At 65.8% G+C, this 19,360-nt stretch carries 14 protein-coding genes; 2 read left to right on the top strand and 12 right to left on the bottom strand.

Annotated elements, in window-relative coordinates; genetic code table 11:
- From U5A57_RS10080 to U5A57_RS10055, 6 genes are all read right to left on the bottom strand, one after another.
- Positions 1–1,125, bottom strand: a 1,125-nt coding sequence (locus U5A57_RS10080; RefSeq protein WP_321910389.1) for an OprD family outer membrane porin, incomplete at its 3' end; no start/stop codon positions are given.
- Between the two features lie 89 nt (positions 1,126–1,214).
- Entirely contained in the window at positions 1,215–2,249 is a 1,035-nt protein-coding gene (locus U5A57_RS10075) for an oligopeptide/dipeptide ABC transporter ATP-binding protein (protein ID WP_321910387.1), read from the bottom strand.
- Positions 2,246–3,247, bottom strand: coding sequence for an ABC transporter ATP-binding protein (locus tag U5A57_RS10070; RefSeq protein ID WP_321910385.1), 1,002 nt, complete (start codon positions 3,245–3,247; stop codon positions 2,246–2,248). The genes U5A57_RS10075 and U5A57_RS10070 overlap by 4 nt, the downstream gene beginning before the upstream one ends.
- A gap of 1 nt (position 3,248) precedes the next feature.
- Entirely contained in the window at positions 3,249–4,133 is an 885-nt protein-coding gene (locus tag U5A57_RS10065) for an ABC transporter permease (RefSeq protein ID WP_321910384.1), read from the bottom strand.
- Positions 4,134–4,160: 27 nt separating this feature from the next.
- Positions 4,161–5,099 (bottom strand): ABC transporter permease subunit, encoded by a 939-nt coding sequence (locus tag U5A57_RS10060; RefSeq protein ID WP_321910382.1) that lies wholly within the window; start codon positions 5,097–5,099, stop codon positions 4,161–4,163.
- Between the two features lie 15 nt (positions 5,100–5,114).
- On the bottom strand, positions 5,115–6,731 hold the full coding sequence (locus tag U5A57_RS10055) for a peptide ABC transporter substrate-binding protein (protein ID WP_415774599.1): 1,617 nt from the start codon (positions 6,729–6,731) through the stop codon (positions 5,115–5,117).
- A gap of 674 nt (positions 6,732–7,405) precedes the next feature.
- Here U5A57_RS10055 and katG point away from each other — a divergent pair.
- Positions 7,406–9,580, top strand: a complete 2,175-nt coding sequence (gene katG / locus U5A57_RS10050; RefSeq protein WP_321910380.1) for a catalase/peroxidase HPI — start codon at positions 7,406–7,408, stop codon at positions 9,578–9,580.
- A gap of 100 nt (positions 9,581–9,680) precedes the next feature.
- Here katG and U5A57_RS10045 read toward each other — a convergent pair whose 3' ends face one another.
- Genes U5A57_RS10045 through U5A57_RS10025 form a run of 5 tightly spaced genes read right to left on the bottom strand, consistent with a single transcriptional unit; the run spans position 9,681 to position 17,467 of the window.
- Positions 9,681–11,381: a cyclic peptide export ABC transporter gene (locus U5A57_RS10045; protein WP_321910378.1), complete on the bottom strand. Its 1,701-nt coding sequence runs from the start codon at positions 11,379–11,381 to the stop codon at positions 9,681–9,683.
- Positions 11,382–11,422: 41 nt separating this feature from the next.
- Positions 11,423–13,492, bottom strand: a complete 2,070-nt coding sequence (gene fhuB, locus U5A57_RS10040; RefSeq protein WP_321910377.1) for a Fe(3+)-hydroxamate ABC transporter permease FhuB — start codon at positions 13,490–13,492, stop codon at positions 11,423–11,425.
- Positions 13,489–14,418 carry an ABC transporter substrate-binding protein gene (locus U5A57_RS10035; protein ID WP_321910375.1) on the bottom strand — a complete coding sequence of 310 codons (930 nt, stop codon included), beginning with the start codon at positions 14,416–14,418 and terminating at the stop codon, positions 13,489–13,491. Before U5A57_RS10035 ends, fhuB begins: the two co-directional genes overlap by 4 nt.
- A 2-nt stretch (positions 14,419–14,420) precedes the next feature.
- Entirely contained in the window at positions 14,421–15,266 is an 846-nt protein-coding gene (locus U5A57_RS10030) for an ATP-binding cassette domain-containing protein (RefSeq protein WP_321910373.1), read from the bottom strand.
- Between the two features lie 8 nt (positions 15,267–15,274).
- Entirely contained in the window at positions 15,275–17,467 is a 2,193-nt protein-coding gene (locus U5A57_RS10025) for a TonB-dependent siderophore receptor (RefSeq protein WP_321910371.1), read from the bottom strand.
- A 255-nt stretch (positions 17,468–17,722) separates the two neighbouring features.
- Between U5A57_RS10025 and U5A57_RS10020 the strand changes: the two genes are divergently transcribed.
- Complete coding sequence (locus U5A57_RS10020) at positions 17,723–18,538, top strand: helix-turn-helix transcriptional regulator (RefSeq protein WP_321910369.1); 816 nt, start codon at positions 17,723–17,725, stop codon at positions 18,536–18,538.
- A gap of 53 nt (positions 18,539–18,591) precedes the next feature.
- On the opposite strand, the gene U5A57_RS10015 is transcribed toward U5A57_RS10020, so the two are convergent.
- Entirely contained in the window at positions 18,592–19,290 is a 699-nt protein-coding gene (locus U5A57_RS10015) for a cation transporter (RefSeq protein ID WP_321910367.1), read from the bottom strand.
- Positions 19,291–19,360: the final 70 nt, after the last annotated feature.

Here is a 19,360-nt window from a genome sequence, read left to right as displayed (position 1 = left end):
TCCCTGCATTGCACTGCCCTGATCGTGTGTCGAGTAGATGTTGAAGAAGCCGGTCCACTTGATCGTCGAAGGGTCGCCGTAGCTTTGCTGCAAGGAAGCGTAGTACTGGCGCCAGACGTCGTCGGCCTGATTGGCGAAAAGCGAAAGGCTCCCGTCCTTGCTGTAGTCCCAGCTGCCGCCCAGGTAGCTGAAGCGTTTGAATTTCACGCCGCCGTACGAGGTCGAGAGATCGACGAGATTGGTGTGGCCGCGCGGATTGACCTTTGTGAAGCTGCCTGCCTGAAGCACCGCGTTGGACACGTCCTTGCTTACGAGCGAGGCGCCGAGGAAGGTGGGCGGCAGCGCGCGGTTGTCGTGCGGCTCGAAGAACGGGTTGTCCGAGACCATTTGCAGACCGTACTTCGCGACCGTATCGGAAACGCGGGCCTTGACGTCCCAGATGCCGGGGTAGGCCCACGCCAGCTGGTTCGAGCCGCCGCCATCCTTGCCCACGTGCACCATGTTCCCCGCGCCCTGGCCGCCGTCGAGCTTCAGCGCGCCGTAGAGCGACGCGTCAAGGCCGAGACCGATGGGCCCCTGCGTATAGCCCGAGGTGTAGTCGAGCATCGCGCCCTGCACCCACGCATGGCGATGCGGGCCACCTTCGTTGTCGAAGTGGTCGAGGTAGTTACGCAGGTTGAGGGTGAGGCTGCTATCCGCGATGAAGCCCTTGCTTTGCGACTGGCTCGACTGTGGCTGCTTCGGGTTGTCGGCTCGCACTGCCTGGTCGGCGTGCTGATCCGGCGAGCCGGATGCGAGGCGGTCGACCGCGTTGGGCTCCACGAGCGGGTCGACGCGCGGCGCGTGCATTTGCACGGCGGCTGAGGAGGGTTCCGCCTGCGTCGCAGCTTGTGCGTTTGCTGGCGCGGCGCTGCTGGCCGATTTGCGGCGCGCCTTGCGCCGGGTCTTTTTCGGTTTGACTGGCCCGGCTTGCTGAGCTTGCACTTGCGCAGCGGGCTGCCCGCCCGGTGTGTTCTGCTGAACACTTGTGGTTTGTGCAACCGCTGCAAGGCTGAGCGGCAGGCCGAGCGCGAGTAGCGCAAGTCGCGCGCCGCGGCTCTTGTCTCTGTGTTCTCTTTTCATCATGTCTCCCTTCGTGTGGTTGTCGTTGATTCGCAATCGTTAAGGAATGCGAATCGATGGTGACGCCCGCCGGCATGCGTGAAGCGGGTATTTCAGTCGGCGGTGGAATGGCCGGCTGTGCGCGGGTGCCAGCAGGCGACGATCGAGCCGCCGGGGCCGGTGGCGGCCGGTTCAGGCGCCGCAGCAGCGCACTGGGCCGAGGCCTTCGGGCAACGCGTGCGGAATGCGCAGCCCGAAGGCGGATTGAGTGGCGAGGGGATCTCGCCGCGTAGCAGCGGCGCGTGACGCTCGCGGGCACGCGCCGGGTCGGCCACCGGTACGGCGTCGAGCAGTGCGCGCGTGTAGGGGTGCGCGGGCTCGTCGTACACCGCCTCGCGCGTGCCGAGTTCCATGACGCGGCCGAGGTACATGACCATGACGCGATGGCTGAGCGTCTTGACCACGGCGAGATCGTGGCCGACGAAAAGCAGCGAGAGCGAGAGGTCGCGTTGCAGGTCGCGCAGCAGGTTGACGATCTGCGCCTGAATGGAGACGTCGAGCGCGGAGACCGGTTCATCGCAGATCACGAGCGCGGGCTCGCCGATCAACGCGCGTGCGATGCCCACGCGCTGGCACTGACCGCCCGAGAATTCGTGCGCACGGCGTTCGAGGTGATGCGCGTTCAGGCCCACGCGTTCTAGCATCGTGAGCACCCGGCGCGCGATCTCCTTGCGGCCCAGGTGCGGTGCGTGCGTGCGCAAGGGTTCGGCCACGATCTCGGCGATCGACATGCGCGGATCGAGCGAAGCGAGCGGGTCCTGGAAGATCATCTGTACACCGCGGCGCAGCGCGCCGAGGCGCCGTTGCGCCCCGAAAACGGTTTCTTCGCCTCGCCAGGCCACGCTGCCCGAAGCGACCGGCGAGAGGCCGATCACGGCGCGCGCGAGCGTGGACTTGCCGCAGCCCGACTCGCCCACGAGCCCGAGCGTTTCTCCGCGGCGCAGATCGAACGAGATGCCGTTCACGGCGCGCAACTGCGCTTTCTGCCACGGCCACGGACCGCGTGCGACGCGAAAATTCACGGCAAGGTCGCGTACGCGCAGTAGCGCGTCGTCAGGCACGTCATGCGCCTTTGCGTCATGTGTCATGCGCGTGCTCCCAGTTCGGCGCTATCGCCAATGGGTAGATGGCACGCCCGCGAACGCGAATTGGGCGGCGCACCGATGGATTCGAGCGGCGGCGTCTGCGTGTGGCATCGCTCGAGCGCAGCCGCGCAGCGAGGCGCGAACGCGCAGCCGGCGCCGCCGCTGCCCGGCATGGGCGGATTACCCGGGATCGTGCTCAACGGCGCGCCGCCTGGCGCATCGAGGCGCGGCCGCGCGCCCAGCAGTCCTGCGGTGTACGGATGCAGCGGATGCGCGAACAGATCGCGCGCGCTCGCCTTCTCCACTGTGCGGCCCGCGTACATCACCATGACGTCGTCGCAAAGCTCGGCCACCACGCCCATGTCGTGCGTGATAAGGAGAATGGCCGTGCCGCGCTCGCGATTCATCTCGCGCAGCAGCGCCATGATCTGCGCCTGAACGGTCACGTCGAGCGCCGTGGTCGGCTCGTCGGCGATCAGCACATCGGGCTCCATCATCAGCGCCGCCGCGATCAACACGCGCTGGCGCATGCCGCCCGAGAACTCGTGCGGATACATGCCGATACGCCGCGGCGCGTCGGGAATGCGCACGCGTTCGAGCGCTTCGATCGCGCGCTGGCGGGCCGCGCGCCGTGTGACCTTGCGATGCAACTGCAACGCTTCGGTCATTTGCCGTTCGACGGTGAGGAACGGGTTCAGCGAGGTCATCGGGTCCTGGAAGACCATGGCGACGCGGTCGCCGCGAATGCGGTTGAGCGCGCGGGGCGTCATGGCGAGCAGATTCTCGCCGCGCAGGCGTGCGTGACCGGTGGCGCGGCCATTCGAGGCGAGCAGCCCCAGCAGCCCCATGACGGTTTGACTTTTGCCGGACCCCGATTCGCCGACGAGACCGAGCGTGCCGCCGGCATCGAGCGAAAACGACACGTCGTGCACGACCTTCACGGGCGGCCCGTCGCGGCGCTCGAAGCGCACGCTCAGGTCCTGGACTTCGAGCAGGGCCATGTCAGCGCTCCCGTGGGTCGAGTGCGTCGCGCAGACCGTCGCCGACGAAGTTCACGCAGTAGAGCGTGGCACAGAGCAGCACGGCAGGGCAGAGCAGCAGCCACGGCATGGCATCGAGCTTCTGCGCGCCGTCCTGGATCAGCACGCCCCAGCTTGTCATGGGTTCCTGTACGCCAAGGCCGAGAAACGATAATACGGATTCCGTAAGAATGATTGCCGGTACCGTGACCGTGGCGTAGACGGCGACGATGCCCGCGAGATTCGGCACGATATGGCGCGCGATGATTGCCGCGGGCCGCACGCCGATGGCGCGCGCGGCGTCGACGAATTCGCGCGAGCGCAGCGATAGCGTTTGCCCGCGCACCACGCGCGCCATGTCGAGCCACGAAAACGCGCTGATGGTGAGCACGACGAGCGAGAACGCGCGCCCGAACAGTGTGACCATGAGAATGGCGATCAACATGTAGGGGATCGCGTACATCATGTCGACGACGCGCATCATCACGGCGTCCACGCGGCCGCCGAGATAGCCGGCCGTTGCGCCATAGATCACGCCGACCAGCGCGGAAACGAAGGTGCCGAGCAGCCCCACCTCGAGCGAGACGCGCCCGCCAACCAGCGTGCGCGCCAGCAAGTCGCGGCCCAGTTCGTCGGTGCCGAACCAGTGACCGCTGTCGAGCGTGGGGGCGAGGCTAATCGCGCTCCAGTCGTTGTCGATGGGCGAATGAGGCAGGAAGAGAGGACCTGCGAAGCAGGCGAGCGCGATGAGGGCGAGCATGACGACGCTTGCGAGCGCCGCTCGGTGCCGCACGAAGCGCGCCAACGCGGGCGGCGTGCGGCGCTTCTGCGCGGTGGCGGCTGGCGCAATGAGACCAGGTGCGTTCATGGTGGCGGAGCCTCCGTTAATAACGGACTAGTAGCGGATGCGCGGATCGAGCCACGCATACGCGAGATCGACAAGCAGATTGAAGAGCACGGCGCAGACCGTGGTGAGGACGACCAGGCCGAGCACGAGCGTGTAGTCGCGGTTGACCGCGCCGTTCACCACCAGTTGACCGAGGCCCGGGAGCGCAAAGACCGATTCGGTGACGACGGCCGCCGTGATCGACGAAATGCAGACGGGGCCGAGCAACGAAACGACGGGCATGAGCGCGGGGCGCAGGGCGTGGCGCAACACGATGGTGTGCCCGGGCAAGCCCTTGGCGCGCGCCGTGCGGATAAAGTTGCCGGAGAGCACCTCGATCAGGCTGCCGCGCATGACGCGCGCGATCGCGGCCATGTTGATGATGACGAGCAACGCGACGGGCAGCACTCGGTGACGCCAGTCGCCGTCGCCCCAGCCGCCTGCGGGCAAGAGGCCGTTGCCGTCGGCCGATTTGAGCAGGATAGCGAAGAAAAGTACGAGCGCCGGACCTAGCACGAATGGCGGTACGACGTTGCCGAGATTGCCGAGCAACATCACGGCATGGTCCACCACGCTGTTGCGGCGCACGGCGGCGAGCGTGCCAAGCGCCACGCCCAGCAGGACCGCGAGCGGTATGGAGATGCCACCAATGCCGAGGCTCACCGGCGCGGCCTTTTTCACGAGCTCGTTGACCGACCAGTCGGCGTAGCGGAACGAACTTCCGAGGTCGCCATGCAGCAGCGCGCCGAGATAGCGCAGATACTGCTGCCATAGCGGCTCGTCGAGGTGATAGCGCGCGTTGAGGTTGGCCATGACCGCGGCGGAGAGGCGTTTGTCGGTGTCGAACGGACCACCGGGCGTGAGATGCAGCAGCAGAAAGCAGGCGGTGATGACCGCGAGTACGGTCGGCACCGACCACAGCACGCGGCGCAAGGTGTAGGCGAACATGGGTGGAGGCCTGCGTTAGTGCTTCAGGATGTACATGTCCTGGGTGGCGCGCTGGTCGAGGTAGTTGGTCAGCGTATAGCCGCCTACATAGGACTTTACGAGTCGCGCGTTGGAGTACTGGAACAGCGGGACGAGCGGGTTGTCGCTCATGGAGAGCGCGAAGGCCTGCGTGAGGAGGGTCTTGCGTTTCGCCTGGTCGCTTTGCTGGTTCGCTTCGCTCGCCAGTGCGTCGGCCTTCGGATTGCAGTTGCGCTGATCGTTCTGCGGGTTGCCGCATTGGACCAGGTTGTAGTAGGCCGTTGCATCGTTGTAGTCGGCGTACCAGCCGTTGCGCGCGACCTGGTATGTGCCGTCGTGGCGCTGCTTCAGGAGCACCTTGAATTCGAGGTTTTCGATCTTCGCGTCGACGCCGAGTTTGGTTCGCCATTCGCTCAGCGCGAAGAGCGCGACTTTCTTGTGGAGGTCGCTCGTGTTGTAGGTGAGCGTGAAGGAAAGCGGTTTGGTGTCCGAATAGCCGGCAGACTTGAGCAGCCCGCGAGCGGTTTCGATACGCTGCGCCATCGGCCACGCTGCCCAGTCGGGCTTGTACTGCAGGGCGCCCTTTGTCCCTTCGACTATGAGGCCATACGCGGGGCGCTCGCCGCTTTGTGTGATTCTGGACGTGAGCAGGTCGCGGTCCAGCACCATCGAGAGCGCCTGGCGAACGCGGGGGTCGCGCAGCGCCGGGTCTGCATTGTTCAGGCTGTAGTAGTACGTGGCGAGCTGCATGCCGGTCTTCAGTTCGGGGCCGAACTGCTTGACTAACGAGTTGTACTGCCCCGATGGCACCGCGTAGGTCATATCGAACTGGCCGGCCTGGAACATGCGCATCGCCGTTTCGTCGCTTTCAATGGGCATCCACGTGACCTTGGTAATGGCGACGTGCGGGGCATTCCAGTAATACGGATTCTTGACGAGTACGATGCGATTGTTCGGCTGCCAGTCCGAGAGCACATAAGGGCCATTGCCGACGAGGTTGCCGGCGCGCGTCCAGTTGACGCCAAATTTTTCGATCGTCGCGCGATCGACAGGCGCCAGTGACCCATTTGTAGCGAGTTCCGGGAAGAACGGCACCGGTGTCTCGGTCTTGATCTCCAGCGTGTAGGGATCGAGCGCTCGCACGCCAAGCGCGCTTGGCGGCAGCTTGCCGGCAACCACCGTCTTGGCGTTCTTCACGAATTCGACTGCAATGGTGTAGAGCGAAGCGGTCTTCGGATCGGCGAGCCGTTGCCACGCGTAGACAAAATCGGCGGCCGTGACGGGCCGCCCGTTACTCCATTTCGCGTCGCGCCGCAAATTGAAGACCCACGTATCGGGCGCCGTGTGTGTCCACGCGGTGGCCACGCCGGGGACCACATTACCTGACGCGTCGATTCGGGTGAGACCTTCGTAGAGGTCGAGGCCCACGAAAGTGGCGTTGATCGTCTCGGTATGCGCTGGGTCGAGCGACTCGACTTCGGCAGCCAATTGCCGCGTCATCTCCTGTTTCACCGCGAGCGCGGTGCCGGGCGCAATCGTGACGGCTCGAACCTGGGCGGATTGAACGAGCGCGAACGCCATGAGCGTCGCTGCGAAGAGAGATGAGCGTGTCATTGGGTCTCCTGATTAATGATCGTTTTGCGACGCTGGATCGCGCGGCACAGGCAGCTACGCCGCGACGATACGGCCTGTGCCTGGCGTGGCGATTACTAGCCTGATGGGCGAGTCGGGGGCGATTATTGGAAGCGGCGCAGGGCTTGTCAATCGGTGAGGATGCGCGCGGAGATTCGGATTTCTCCTATGGCGAAGAGCCTTGTGCGCGAGGCGCTTTTCCAGCGCAAAAATAAGCCGTTGAAATTGCAATTAATATTTTTGGCGCGGAAGAGAAGGCGTGTTCGGACGAACATCGTACGCGCATGAGATACGCGGCGCGGCGCCCGGGCTGCCGTGCAGGAGCTTTGCGGTCAATCAACTATATGAACGGCGCGCAGCCTTTAGCGAATGCGTGACGAAGAATGCGCCACGCATTGCAGAGGTCGTTTTCCACCGCGCGGGTCGATCAGCAGGCGCTCTCTTCGCCAATCGCGCAGGGCCTGAGTTAGGTGCCCATCGGCACGACGGGCAGTCGGCCCACGCACGACGATGCGGCCCTCGCGTGTGTCGATGCGCCGACCTGCGTCGCGCTTCGTCAGCCAGAAACCGGCTATCGGCCACATAGGGGCACTCAATTGGGGCGTGTCATGAGTTACGTATATATTAAAGGCCCCCCGCACGCGAATGGAGGAAACATGAGCTCGCCAATCGACACGCCCACCCCCGATTCTGCAAAATGCCCTGTTCACGCCGAACCCAAGCCCGTAGCCGGTACTGGCACGGGAAACCTCGACTGGTGGCCTAACCAGCTACGCGTCGACCTGCTGAACCAGCATTCCAACCGCTCCAATCCGCTGGGCGAAAGCTTTGACTATCGCGAAGAGTTCAAGAAGCTAGACTACAGCGCGCTGAAGGCTGACCTCAAAGCCGTGCTGACCGACTCCCAGGAGTGGTGGCCGGCCGACTGGGGCAGCTACGCGGGCCTCTTCATCCGCATGGCCTGGCACAGCGCGGGTACGTACCGCATGGTGGATGGCCGTGGCGGCGCCGGTCGCGGCCAGCAGCGCTTCGCGCCGATCAATTCATGGCCGGACAACGTCAGCCTCGACAAGGCGCGCCGGCTGCTGTGGCCCGTCAAGCAGAAGTACGGCCAGAAGATCTCGTGGGCCGACCTGATCGTGCTGGCCGGCAACGTGGCTCTCGAGAACGCGGGCTTTCGCACCTTCGGTTTCGCTGCCGGCCGCGAAGACGTGTGGGAACCGGATCTCGACGTAGACTGGGGCGATGAGAAGAAGTGGCTCACCCACCGCAATCCGGAGACGCTGGCGAAGAACCCGCTTTCCGCCACCGAGATGGGCCTGATCTACGTGAACCCGGAAGGGCCGAACGCCAGCGGCGACCCGGTATCGGCCGCCCCGGCCATACGCGCTACGTTTGGAAACATGGCGATGGACGACGAGGAGATCGTCGCGCTGATCGCCGGTGGCCACACGCTCGGCAAGACCCATGGCGCCGGCCCGGCCACGAATGTGGGCGTCGACCCGGAAGCCGCGCCGCTCGAAGCGCAAGGTCTTGGCTGGTCCAGCAGCTACGGCTCGGGCGCGGGCGAGGATGCGATCACGTCCGGCATCGAAGTGATCTGGACGCAAACGCCGACGCAGTGGAGCAACTACTTCTTCGAGAATCTCTTCAAATATGAATGGGTGCAGACACGCAGCCCGGCCGGCGCCATTCAGTTCGAAGCGAAGGATGCGCCGGACATCATCCCCGACCCATTCGACCCGTCGAAAAAGCGCAAGCCGACGATGCTGGTCACCGACCTCACGCTGCGCTTCGACCCCGCTTTCGAAAAGATCTCACGCCGCTTCCACGCGGATCCGCAGGCCTTCAATGAAGCGTTCGCGCGTGCGTGGTTCAAGTTGACGCACCGCGACATGGGACCGAAGGCGCGCTACCTCGGCCCGGAAGTGCCGAAGGAAGATTTGCTCTGGCAAGATCCGCTGCCGGCACCCACTCACAATCCGGGCGCCGCCGACATTGCCGATCTGAAAGCGAAGATCGCCGGGTCTGGGTTGTCGGTCAGCGAACTGGTTTCGGCGGCGTGGGCGTCGGCCTCGACGTTCCGCGGCGGCGACAAGCGCGGCGGAGCCAACGGGGCGCGCCTCGCGCTGGCGCCACAGAAGGACTGGGAAGTCAACAAGATCGCCGCCGGCGCGCTGCCGAAACTGCAGGCCATCCAGCAGGCCTCCGGCAAGGCGTCGCTCGCCGACGTGATCGTGCTGGCCGGCGTGGTCGGCATCGAGCAGGCCGCGGCGGCGGCCGGCGTCAAGGTCGACGTGCCGTTTGCGGCGGGCCGCGTCGATGCCCGCCAGGACCAGACCGATATCGAAGTGGTTGGACTTCTCGAGCCGCTCGCCGACGGATTCCGCAACTATCGCGGCGAGCAAGGCGGCGCCACGACCGAGGCCCGGTTGATCGACAAGGCCCAGCAACTCACGCTGACGCCGCCGGAACTGACCGTGCTGATCGGCGGGCTGCGCGTATTGGGCGCCAATTTCGACGGTAGCGGCCACGGTGTGCTGACCGACCGCGTGGGCGTGCTCAGCAACGACTTCTTCGTCAACCTGCTGGATATGCGCACCGAATGGAAGCCCACCGACGCGACGGCTGAGTTGTTCGAAGGGCGCGAGCGCAAGAGCGGCGAAGTGAAGTACACCGGCACGCGCGTCGATCTGCTGTTTGGCTCCAACGCCGTGCTGCGCGCGCTGGCCGAAGTGTATGCGAGCAGCGATGCCCAGCAGCGGTTCGTCAAGGACTTCGTCGCGGCGTGGACGAAGGTCATGAACCTGGATCGCTTCGACCTGGCGTGATGGTGTCCTGATGATGGTCTGAAACCTGCCCCGGCAAGCGGCTTACGCTGCTCGCCGGGGCTCCCTCCGCGTCTGCGCGCCGTCCCGCCCGGCGTGCCGTTCAGGATGCGCGCGTCACACTTGCGGCCGGTGTGCCGTGTGCTGTCCGCACCTCTTCGACAATGCGTCCGTCTTCGAGCCGGATATACCGGTCGGCGGCGCTGAAGTAACGGTCGTCATGCGAAATCACGATCAGCGTCGTGCCCTGTCGTTTCAGGTCCGGCAAAATCTCGGTATAGAAAATGCGGCGGAACGTCGGGTCCTGATCGGCTGCCCACTCGTCGAGCACCATCACGGGTCTGCCTTCCAGATAAGCGTGCACGAGCGCCAGCCGCTTGCGCTGTCCGGTGGAGAGATCCGTTGTACTGAACGTGCCGTCTTCCCGAACCGATACCTTGTGAGTCAGCGCCAGCCGCTCCAGATAGCGCTGCGCGTGCGTTGCGGGCTTGTCTTCGCCCGGCAGCAAGGTGTCGAAAAGATAGTAGTCGGAGAACACCGCCGAGAAGAGCTGGCGGTAGGCATCGATCTCGTCCGCACGCAGTGGTTCGCCGTCGACAAGCATCGCGCCGCTGTCCGGTGTATAGAGGCCGAGCAACAGCTTGATTAGCGTGGTCTTCCCGCAGCCGTTCTCGCCGACGATGAAAAGCGTTTCGCCGCGCTGAACGGTGAGCGACAGCGGCCCGAGCGCGAACCCGGCGGCATCGGGTTGCTCGCCTGCGAGGCCGTCGTCGAGCGGTGCGGGAAAGCGGTAAGTGACGTCGCGCAGCGTGAGCGTCGAGAAAGGTCGGTCGTGGCTGCGAGTGAATGCGCGCGCGTCGAGCAGCGCCGGCTCGCTGCTGGAGAAGCGTGCGGATAGTTCGGCAATACGTCTGAACGCAACTTGCGCACGCCCGATGGACGGCAGCGCGCTGACGATCTCCTGAATCGGTCCCTTCATGTAAAGCAGAACCAGCACGAAGCCGGTCAACACGCTGCGATCCGCATTTGCGGAGCCACTCTGCAGCACGAGCATGAGACCGACCACGACGAAGAACAGCAGCGAGCCGAACGCATTCGCGCTCACGAACACATTCGCGGCGCGCACGCGCAGCCGGAAAATCGCGTCGATCGTGCCGGACAGCTCATGGCCGTAGACGAATACGCGGCGCTCGCGGTTGATGCGCAGCTCCTTTGCGCCATCCACGAGCGCACGATAGTGCTTCTGCAGACGATCTTCGGCTTCGCGCGCCGCGCCGAAGCGGCGAATCCCGACGCGCCTCGCGAGCGACTGCGCGACCGAGCCGAGCGCAATGGCTGCGAGCGCGATCAGCAGCAGTGTCGGCGAGAGCACGAACAGATAGCCAAGACAGCCGACGATGGTGGCGGTTGCGATGGCGAGGCTCGAGAACAGGAACGAGAACGCGCTGATCGTATCGATGTCCTGATTGAGCGCGGCGATCAGCCGGTGGCTGCGAAACTGTTCGATTTCGCTGATCGGCGCCGCAATGATTTTCGCAGTCAGGTTCTTGCGCAACGCTGCAATCACGCGCTGTCCGACGATGTTGTTGCCGATGTCCGAGATCACCTCGCCCGCGAGCGCGAGCGCGCAGAGGGCGGCGAAACTCGCGACGAACGTGGTCAGCGAAGCGGCGGCGCCGTGCAACGCGCGATTCGTGAGGGCGAGCAGCGCCGCCGTGGCAATGCCGCTCGCCGCGCCCATGAGCGTCGCGAGCGCCGAGATGGGCCACAAGCGGCGCAGCAGGTGGAACAGGTCGGCAAGCATCGTTTTCTCCTTCGTTATTGTGGGATGTGCAGCGGTCGCGATCATGAGGCGGCCGCACGGCGCGCGAGCAGCCACATGAGCCACGGCGCGCCGAAAATCGTCGCGACAAGGCCGGCTGGCAGTTCGCGCGGTAACAGCAGCGTGCGTCCGAGCCAGTCGGCCAGAACAATCGTGAATCCGCCGATCGGCGCGGCGAGCAACATCTGGTCGAGCGGACGCCGCGCGCCCGCGAGCCGGGCGAAATGCGGCGCAGTGAGCCCGATGAACGACAGCGGCCCGACGATCAAGGTCGCAGCGGCGGTCAGCAAGGCGGTGAGTCCAAGCAGCGCGCCGCGCGCAAGCGGTGTGCGCATGCCGAGCGCACGTGCGTTTGCGTCTCCGAGTGGCAGGATCGCCAGCCATCGTCCGGTCAGTGGCATGAACGCGCTGAGCAGCACGCACAGCGTGAGCGCGAGCGCCGCGTCGCCGGGCGTGACCGTGTAGGTCGAGCCCGCGAGCCAGGCGAGCAAGGTGGCTGCGCGTTCGCCGCCCCCGGCGATCACGACTGCGACCACGGCCTGGAATAGCGCGCCGATTGCGACGCCGGCAAGCAGCACGCGTTGCGGCGCGAAGCCGGAGCGGCGCGCGCACCACAATAGCGCGAGCAAGGTCGCGAACGCGCCGCCGGCCGTTGCCGCAAACCGCGCGACGTGTCCCGCATCGGCCGCGCCGAACACGAGCGCGATGAGGCCAAGCGAGGCGCCCGCGGACACGCCGAGTACCTCCGGGCTCGCGAGCGGATTGCCGGACAGACGCTGCAACAGTGTCCCCGCCAACGCGAGCATGATGCCGGCTGCAAACGCGGCGATCTCACGCGGTGCGCGCCAGATCGCGACACGCGCAAGTTCGGCGAGACTGCTGAACTGCCAGCCGTGCACGCCGCGGCCGAAGTCGAGCCCGATGACTAGCATGATGACAGTCGCGAACAGGATCAGCGTGAAGCGGCGCTTGATCGAGATGCCATCGGGGATCGCCTGCGCTGGCGCGGCGGTGGTGTCGAGGCGCTGCGTGCGGCGCATGCGCGCAAGGATGAGCAGCATGAGCGGCGCGCCGAAGAGCGCGCAGGCGGCCCCGGCGGGCACCAGTTCGCCGAGCGCATTGGCGAGCGGCTGCACAGCCTGGTCCGTCAGCCATAGCAACAGCGCGCCGCACAACGGCGCGAGCAGGAGACGCTGCCCAAGTCGGCGCGCGCCCGCGAGTTGCGCGATGGCAGGCGCAGCCAGCCCGACGAAGCCGATTACTCCAACCGTGCTCACCACGGCGGCGCTCAGCATGACGGCGAGCGCGAGCGCGGCAAGCCGCAGCCGGCGCAGCGCGAGGCCGAGGCTGCGGGCATTGGCGTCATCGAGACTGAAGAGTTGCAGCGGGCGCAACAGCAGCCACGCGAGTATGCCGCCCGCGGCGAGCCGCGGGGCGAGCGCCGCGACTTCGCTCCAGTCCTGCTGGACGAGCGAGCCGCCGCCCCAGATGAACAGGCCGCGCATATAGGGCGTATGAAAGAGCTGCAGCGCAACGCTGACCGAGCCGCACCAGAGCGTCACGACGAGGCCCGCAATGGCGACGGTCACCGGCGCGAGGCCGCTTCGCCACGCCAGGCCGAACACGGCCGCTGCGGCGGCCAGCGCGCCCGCGAGTGCGATCGGCTCGCGCGAGAAACCGTGCGCGGCCAGCGCGGGCGCCCAGAGCGCGGCGAGCGTGAGCGCAAGCTGGGCGCCGGCGGAAATGCCAAGCGTCATCGGTTCGGCGAGCGGATTGCGCAGCACCTGCTGGAAGATCGTGCCGGCGAGGCCGAGCGTCGCGCCCGCGAGCCACGCGGTGACGATGCGCGGCAGCCAGCTGTCGTGCGCGATGATCTGCCGGACGTCGTGCGTATCGGGCGAGAGCACTGCCTGCCACCACAGCGCACGCGGTGCGATCTCGGCAAGATTGGCCGCCGACAGGCCGAGCGCAGCGACAAACGCGAGCACAAGCGCCACGGCGACGAGTACGCGAGGCAAGCGCCCGAGCGAGACGCGCCGCCACACGAGGCGGGTACACGCAGCGGATGGAGGAAGGCGATCGAGTCCGCTCATGGTTGGGCAACTCCGCTAACACTGAGCGTTGGGTTTGCGAGCAACGCTTGCGCGAGTGCCTCGCCGAAGCGCTGCGCCGAGGGCAGCATGCCGAAGCCCCAGAACGGGGGCAGCGCGGCCACGCGGCCACGGGCGACGGGTGGCAATGCGTGCCAGAGGCGGTTCGACGCGAGCGTGCTTGCAACGCCTTGGGGCAGCGGGTCGAAGTAGAGCACCTTGGCATCGGGCGCGGCGGCGAGCGCTTCGAGCGGCGCGACGCCAATTCCCCAGTAGTCGGTTGGGCCACGCCATGCGTTGACGAGGCCGAGCGTGTCGAGCACGTCCTGGAACAGGCTGCGCGCGCCATATACGCCGATATGCCGGGCGTCGAAGAACCGGATCAGGTAGAGCGGCCGTGATCGCGCGGGCGCGGCCATGAGACGCGCGCGGCTTGCAGCAAGTGCCTGTGCGGTTTGTGCGATGAGCGCTTCGGCAGCGCTTTCGCATCGGCATAGCGCGCCCAGCTCGCGCGTGACCGCCTCGGCGCGGCGATAGGGCGCGCCCGCGTCGGTGTAGATCGCGAACGCGCGAACCGGTGCAATCCGCTCCAGGATGTCGCGCTGCGACTCCTGGCTCGAGTTGATGAGGATGAGATCGGGGGCGAGCTGGGCGAGCCATTCGAGGCTCGGTGCGAGCCGCAGCCCGACGTCCGGCACGCCGGGCGGGACGGGCGGCGCGACCACGTTCGCGTTGTAGTCGCTGATCTCCGCGACGCCCGCGGGGACGACCCCGAGCGCGAGCAGCGTTTCGGCGAGCCCCCAGTCGAGCACGACCACACGCGGCGGCGCGCTTCGAGTCGAAGCGCGCGCCGCGGCGGCGAGCGGCGCGATGCCGGAAAGTGCGGCCGCGCGGGTGGCCAACGAAAGTAAAAAGGTTCGCCTGTGCATGGTCAGCGCGCCACCGCAATTGCGCCGCCGCCGCGCGGGTGCGGCACGACATCCATGGGAACGCCGTATATCGCTTCGAGCACCTGGCCCTGCATCAGGTCGGCCGGCGTACCTGAGGTCAGCAACCGGCCGCTGTGCAGCGCGACGAGTTCGTCGCAAAAGCGCGCGGCGAGGTTGATGTCATGCAGCACGATGACGACGGTCATCGCGCGGTCATCGGCGAGGCTGCGCAGTAAGCGCAGCACGTCCAGCTGGTGCGCGATATCGAGCGCCGAGGTCGGCTCGTCGAGCAGCAGGCACGAAGCGCCTTGCGCAACGAGCATGGCGAGCCAGGCGCGCTGACGCTCGCCGCCCGACAGGTGGTCGGCGAGCTGGGAGGCGAAGCGCGCCGTGTCCGTCACGCGCAGTGCCTCGTCGATGATCGCGGCGTCTTCGCTACGCAGGCGGCCCAGCGCGCCATGCCACGGATAACGGCCCAGCGCGACGAGCTCCCGCACGGTCATGCCCGTAGCGAGCGGCGGATGTTGCGGCAGGTAGGCCACACGCCTCGCGAATTCCCGCGCGGACCACGCGCCAATCTCGCGGCCCGAGAAGCGCAGGCTGCCGCGCGAGGGCGTTTGCTGGCGCGCCAGCAGCTTGAGCAGCGTGCTCTTGCCCGACCCGTTGTGGCCGATCAGCGCGATCATGCGGCCCGCCGTGAGCGCGAGCGTGAGCGGCTGCAGCAGCACGCGGCCACCCGCCTCGAACGACGCGCCTTCGATCTCGTAAAGCACCCCGCCGCTTGCGCGTTCGCGCAGCGGCCCCGGATCGTTGACATCGGGCGAGTGCGTTGCCTGTATCGAACTCATCCGCCGCCTTACCAGCGATAGCGCGCGGTCGCGAGCACTTCGACGCCGTCGCCGTAGGTGCAGGTGGTCGCGCTGAAGCATGACGCCACGTACTGTCGATTGAACAGGTTGGTGCCATTCAGGGAGAGCAGCCAGTGACGGCCCGTGTCGTAGTGCACTGCCGCGTCGACGAGCGTGACGGACGGCACGCGGATCGTGTTCGACTCGTCGTAGCTCGAGCCCAGATAGCGCACGCCACCGCTGAAACCGAGGCCGCGCAGCGAGCCGCCGTGCAGCGTGTAGTCGAGCCACGCGGCCGCGACGTTGCGCGGAATGCCCCAGGTTTGCTTGCCCTGGAGCGGGGTCGAGCCGCCGTCGAGGGTCGTCGCCGAGTCGTTCGATTCGGTGGTCACACTGCTCAGGTAGGTGTAGGACGCGGTGACGTTAAGGCTGTCGGAGAGGCTTGCCTGGCCTTGGAGTTCGAAGCCGCGCGCCCGCACTTGCCCCGCTTGCGTGCTGAAGCCGGGATTGTCGAGATCGGCGGTGAGCACGTTGCGCTCGCGCAGATCGAAGACAGAAGCCGTGATGAAACTGTTGTACCCGGGCGGCTGATACTTCACGCCCACTTCGTACTGCTCAGCGGTGGTCGGCTTCGCGGCCGAGCCGTCCGCGAGCACACCTGCCTGCGGATCGAACGACTTCGCGAAGCTCGCATACGGCGCGAAGCCGTTGTCGAACAGATAGACGAGGCCGGTGCGCCATGTGAACGCGCGCTCAGACTGCGACGTGTACGACGCCGTGAGCGGGTTGTTGTCGTCCGCCGAGGCCCAGTCCTGGCGCACGCCGATCAGGAAGCGCCACTTGTTCCAGGCAAGCTGGTCCTGGGCGTACAGGCCGAACTGCTTCATGCGGATGTTGTCGTCCGAGAAAGCTTCCGGCATCGCCACGCTCTGATAAACCGGTGCGAACGGATCGAGCTGCGGCGCGGCGCCGAGACCCACACGTTCGCGATAGAGCACGCGCTGAAAATCGAATCCGAAGAGTGCCGTATGGCTGACCGGTCCCGTGGAGAATTTCGCCTGCGCCTGGTTGTCGACGGTGAAGAACTTCGCGCTTTCGTCGTTGAAGAACGCGTAGCGGTTCAGCGTCGTATCGGAGTTGTCCGCGAAGCCGTTCGTGAACACGTTCGAGAAATCGTCGCGCACGTAGGTGTAGTGCAGGTTCTGCCGGAAGGTCCAGACATCGTTGAAGCGGTGCTCGAACTGGTAGCCGACCGAAGCCTGGGTTCTCGAGTGCGAATCGAAGTTCGGGTCGCCGAGATTCGTGTGCGTCGAAATCCTGCCGTTCGGCGTGTCGAAGACGCTGCCGATGGCCGGCACGAAGTTGTAGTAGCCGACATCGGGGTCGCGCTGGTACTTCGCGAGCAGCGTCAATGTCGTATTCGCGTCCGGCTTCCAGGTGATGGCGGGCGCGATGTAGACGTGTTTCTGCTTCACGCCGTCGACCTGCGTGTCGTTCTGGTTGGCGGTGCCGGTGAGGCGGTAGGAGAGGGTGCCGTCGGGCGTAATCGCGCCGCCAAGGTCGAAGCCGCCTTCCACGCGGTTGTGGCTGCCCGTGGTGAAGAACACCTCGTGCACCGGCGTGGTGGTCGGCTGCTTGCTGACCAGATTCGCGATGCCGCCTGGGTTCGCCTGACCGTAGAGCACCGAGGCCGGTCCGTGGAGCACGTCGATGCGCTCGAGCCCGTAGGGATCGAAAGCGGGAATCGCGTAACCGAAATTCGAATCGCTCGGCAGGCGGGAGCCGTCGAGAAACTGCTCGAGGTAGAAACCACGGCTCATCAGATACGGCGCGCCGGCAGCCGAAGCGCCGCGGATTTCCGACGTGACGCTCGCGGTGTAGCGCAGCGCCTCGGTGACGCTCTGGGCGTTCTGATCGGTCATCTGGTCGCGCGTAACGACGGAAACCGACTGCGGTGTTTCGATCAGCGGTGTGTCCGTTTTGGTGGCTGTGACCGCCGTAACCGGGACATAGCCGTCAGCCACGCCGGTGGCCGTCTGCTCGCGCCGGCCGCTCACCTTGACGGCCGGAAGCTGGGTTGTCGCGCCGCCGGTGGCGTCCTGTGCGCTGCCGTCGGTCGATTGTGCGTGCACTGCGCCGCCCCCTCCAAGGAGATAAAGCAGCAATGCAATGGCAGTCGTGCTGCCTACCCCGGTCTTCATGTGGACTTCTCCATCGCGTGAATAATAATGCAAGTCGAAATGATTCGCGTTAACTAATAAAATGCCGTGCATGGGACTCTTTTTGGTCCCTGATGCATGAACAACGGGATGGGGACGATCAAACAGAAGACGGCTGGGCCGCTCAGGCGCTACTATAACTGCGGTGTTCCGGCATAGTCCGGACAACTTTGGCATCGAAATGGCCAAAGATGGCAGGTTGGAAGGTAATTCACCAAAAAAGTAATCAATGCAGTCATGACTCAGCCAAAGCTACAGACCTTCGGCGCGCTGCCTGCGGCACAAAAAGTGATCGCGCAATCCATCGACTACGCTGACGACACCCACGAGATCGCTCACATTCACCATCGTTCGCAACTCGTCTACGCGACGACAGGCATCGTGCGTGTGGTGACGCCTGGCGGCCTCTGGATGCTCACGCCCGGCCACGCGTTGCTGATCGGCTCGCAGGTCGAGCACGAGCTGTACATGGTTGGCAAGGTGTCGATGCGCACGCTCTATATCGACCCCGACGCGCTGCCGGCAGGCGGTGCTGAATGCCGGATGCTAACGGTCGATGCCCTGCTGCGCGCATCGCTTCTTGGCATGTTCGATTCCGCGCTCGATGACGAGGCCACGGCCGGTTCCGGGGCGGTGCCGACGCGTGAAACGCTGCTCGTGCCGCTGATTCTGCGTCTGCTGCAGCTCGCGTGCGCGCGCGCGCCAGACAAGCGCCTGCCGTTGCCTGTGAACGCGCGTCTGCGCCGCATTTGCGAAAGCCTCATCGCGCAACCGGCGAGCAACGACACACTGGAAGCGTGGGCCGACGAGGTCGGTGCGAGCGCCCGCACTGTCGCGCGGCTTTTTCGTCAGGAGACGGGCATGACGTTCGGTCAATGGCGCGAACAGCTGCGACTTGCCGAGGCGATGTCGAAGCTGGCGGTCGGTCATACGCCCGGCCAGATCGCGCAGGACCTGGGCTACGCGGACGTACGCACGTTCTCCGCGATGTTCCGGCGTGCCTTTGGATGCACGCCGCAGCAGTTTCGCCAACACCTCAGCGAAACGGACTGAGCCTGATGGGACGCGGGGGCGTTTCGGAAGAAGGTCAAGGCCATTGCAGCCGGTTATCTTCGACCGCCGCAGGGTTCGCCCGGCGCGTTGTCCGGGCCGGGGCGCTCATAGGGGCGCCAGCTCCAGTTCATGCGGGCGAATTGCGGTAACAGCGAGCGCAGCGTAGCGGCATTCTGCAACAGGCCGGCCATGATGAGCAGCAAACCGATGAGCGCGGTGCCGCTTCGGTCGATGGCGGGGAAACCGGCAAGCACTCCTGTAGCTCCGACCGCCGCGACGCCGGAAGCCACCGAATCTGCGCATGCATGCCATGCGCTCGCGTTGAGTGCGCCCGCAATGCTGCCACTGTCTCGACGCTTCGCCTGCACGGCCGCCGCCCTCAGATAGCACCACAACCCCATCCTGACGGTGACGCTGGCGACCGCCACGGCGAGCGCGGCCAGCGCAGCAGGGCGCGCTCCGGCGGGCTGCGCCGCAACAGGTAGGACGCCCGAGAACAGTAATTCCGCGCCGGTTGCCAGAATAAGCAGATTGACAAGGACCGTCGCGATCGGTGTCAGTTTGTGTTGGCGTCCGAATCGATTCGCACCGTCGAAAAAGATTGCGGCCGCAACGGCCCCGTCGCCGAGCACATCGATCAGCGTATGCGCGCCATCGGCCAGCATGGCGTTCGAGCCCGAAATACCGCCTGCGACGAATTGCATCGCCATCAGCGCGACATTAACGAGGACGACGACGCAGGAGGCTTGCATGGCTGTTTTTTGTAATGGGCACAAGCAAAAGGCTGCCGCACGGGGAGAGCCGCTAGCGTAGCGAGCGTAC

The sequence above is a fragment of the Paraburkholderia sp. J11-2 genome, from assembly GCF_905220185.1.
Lineage (GTDB): Bacteria > Pseudomonadota > Gammaproteobacteria > Burkholderiales > Burkholderiaceae > Paraburkholderia.
The sequence above is the reverse complement of the archived record's forward strand: the minus strand, read 5'-3'. Positions and strand labels throughout refer to the sequence as shown.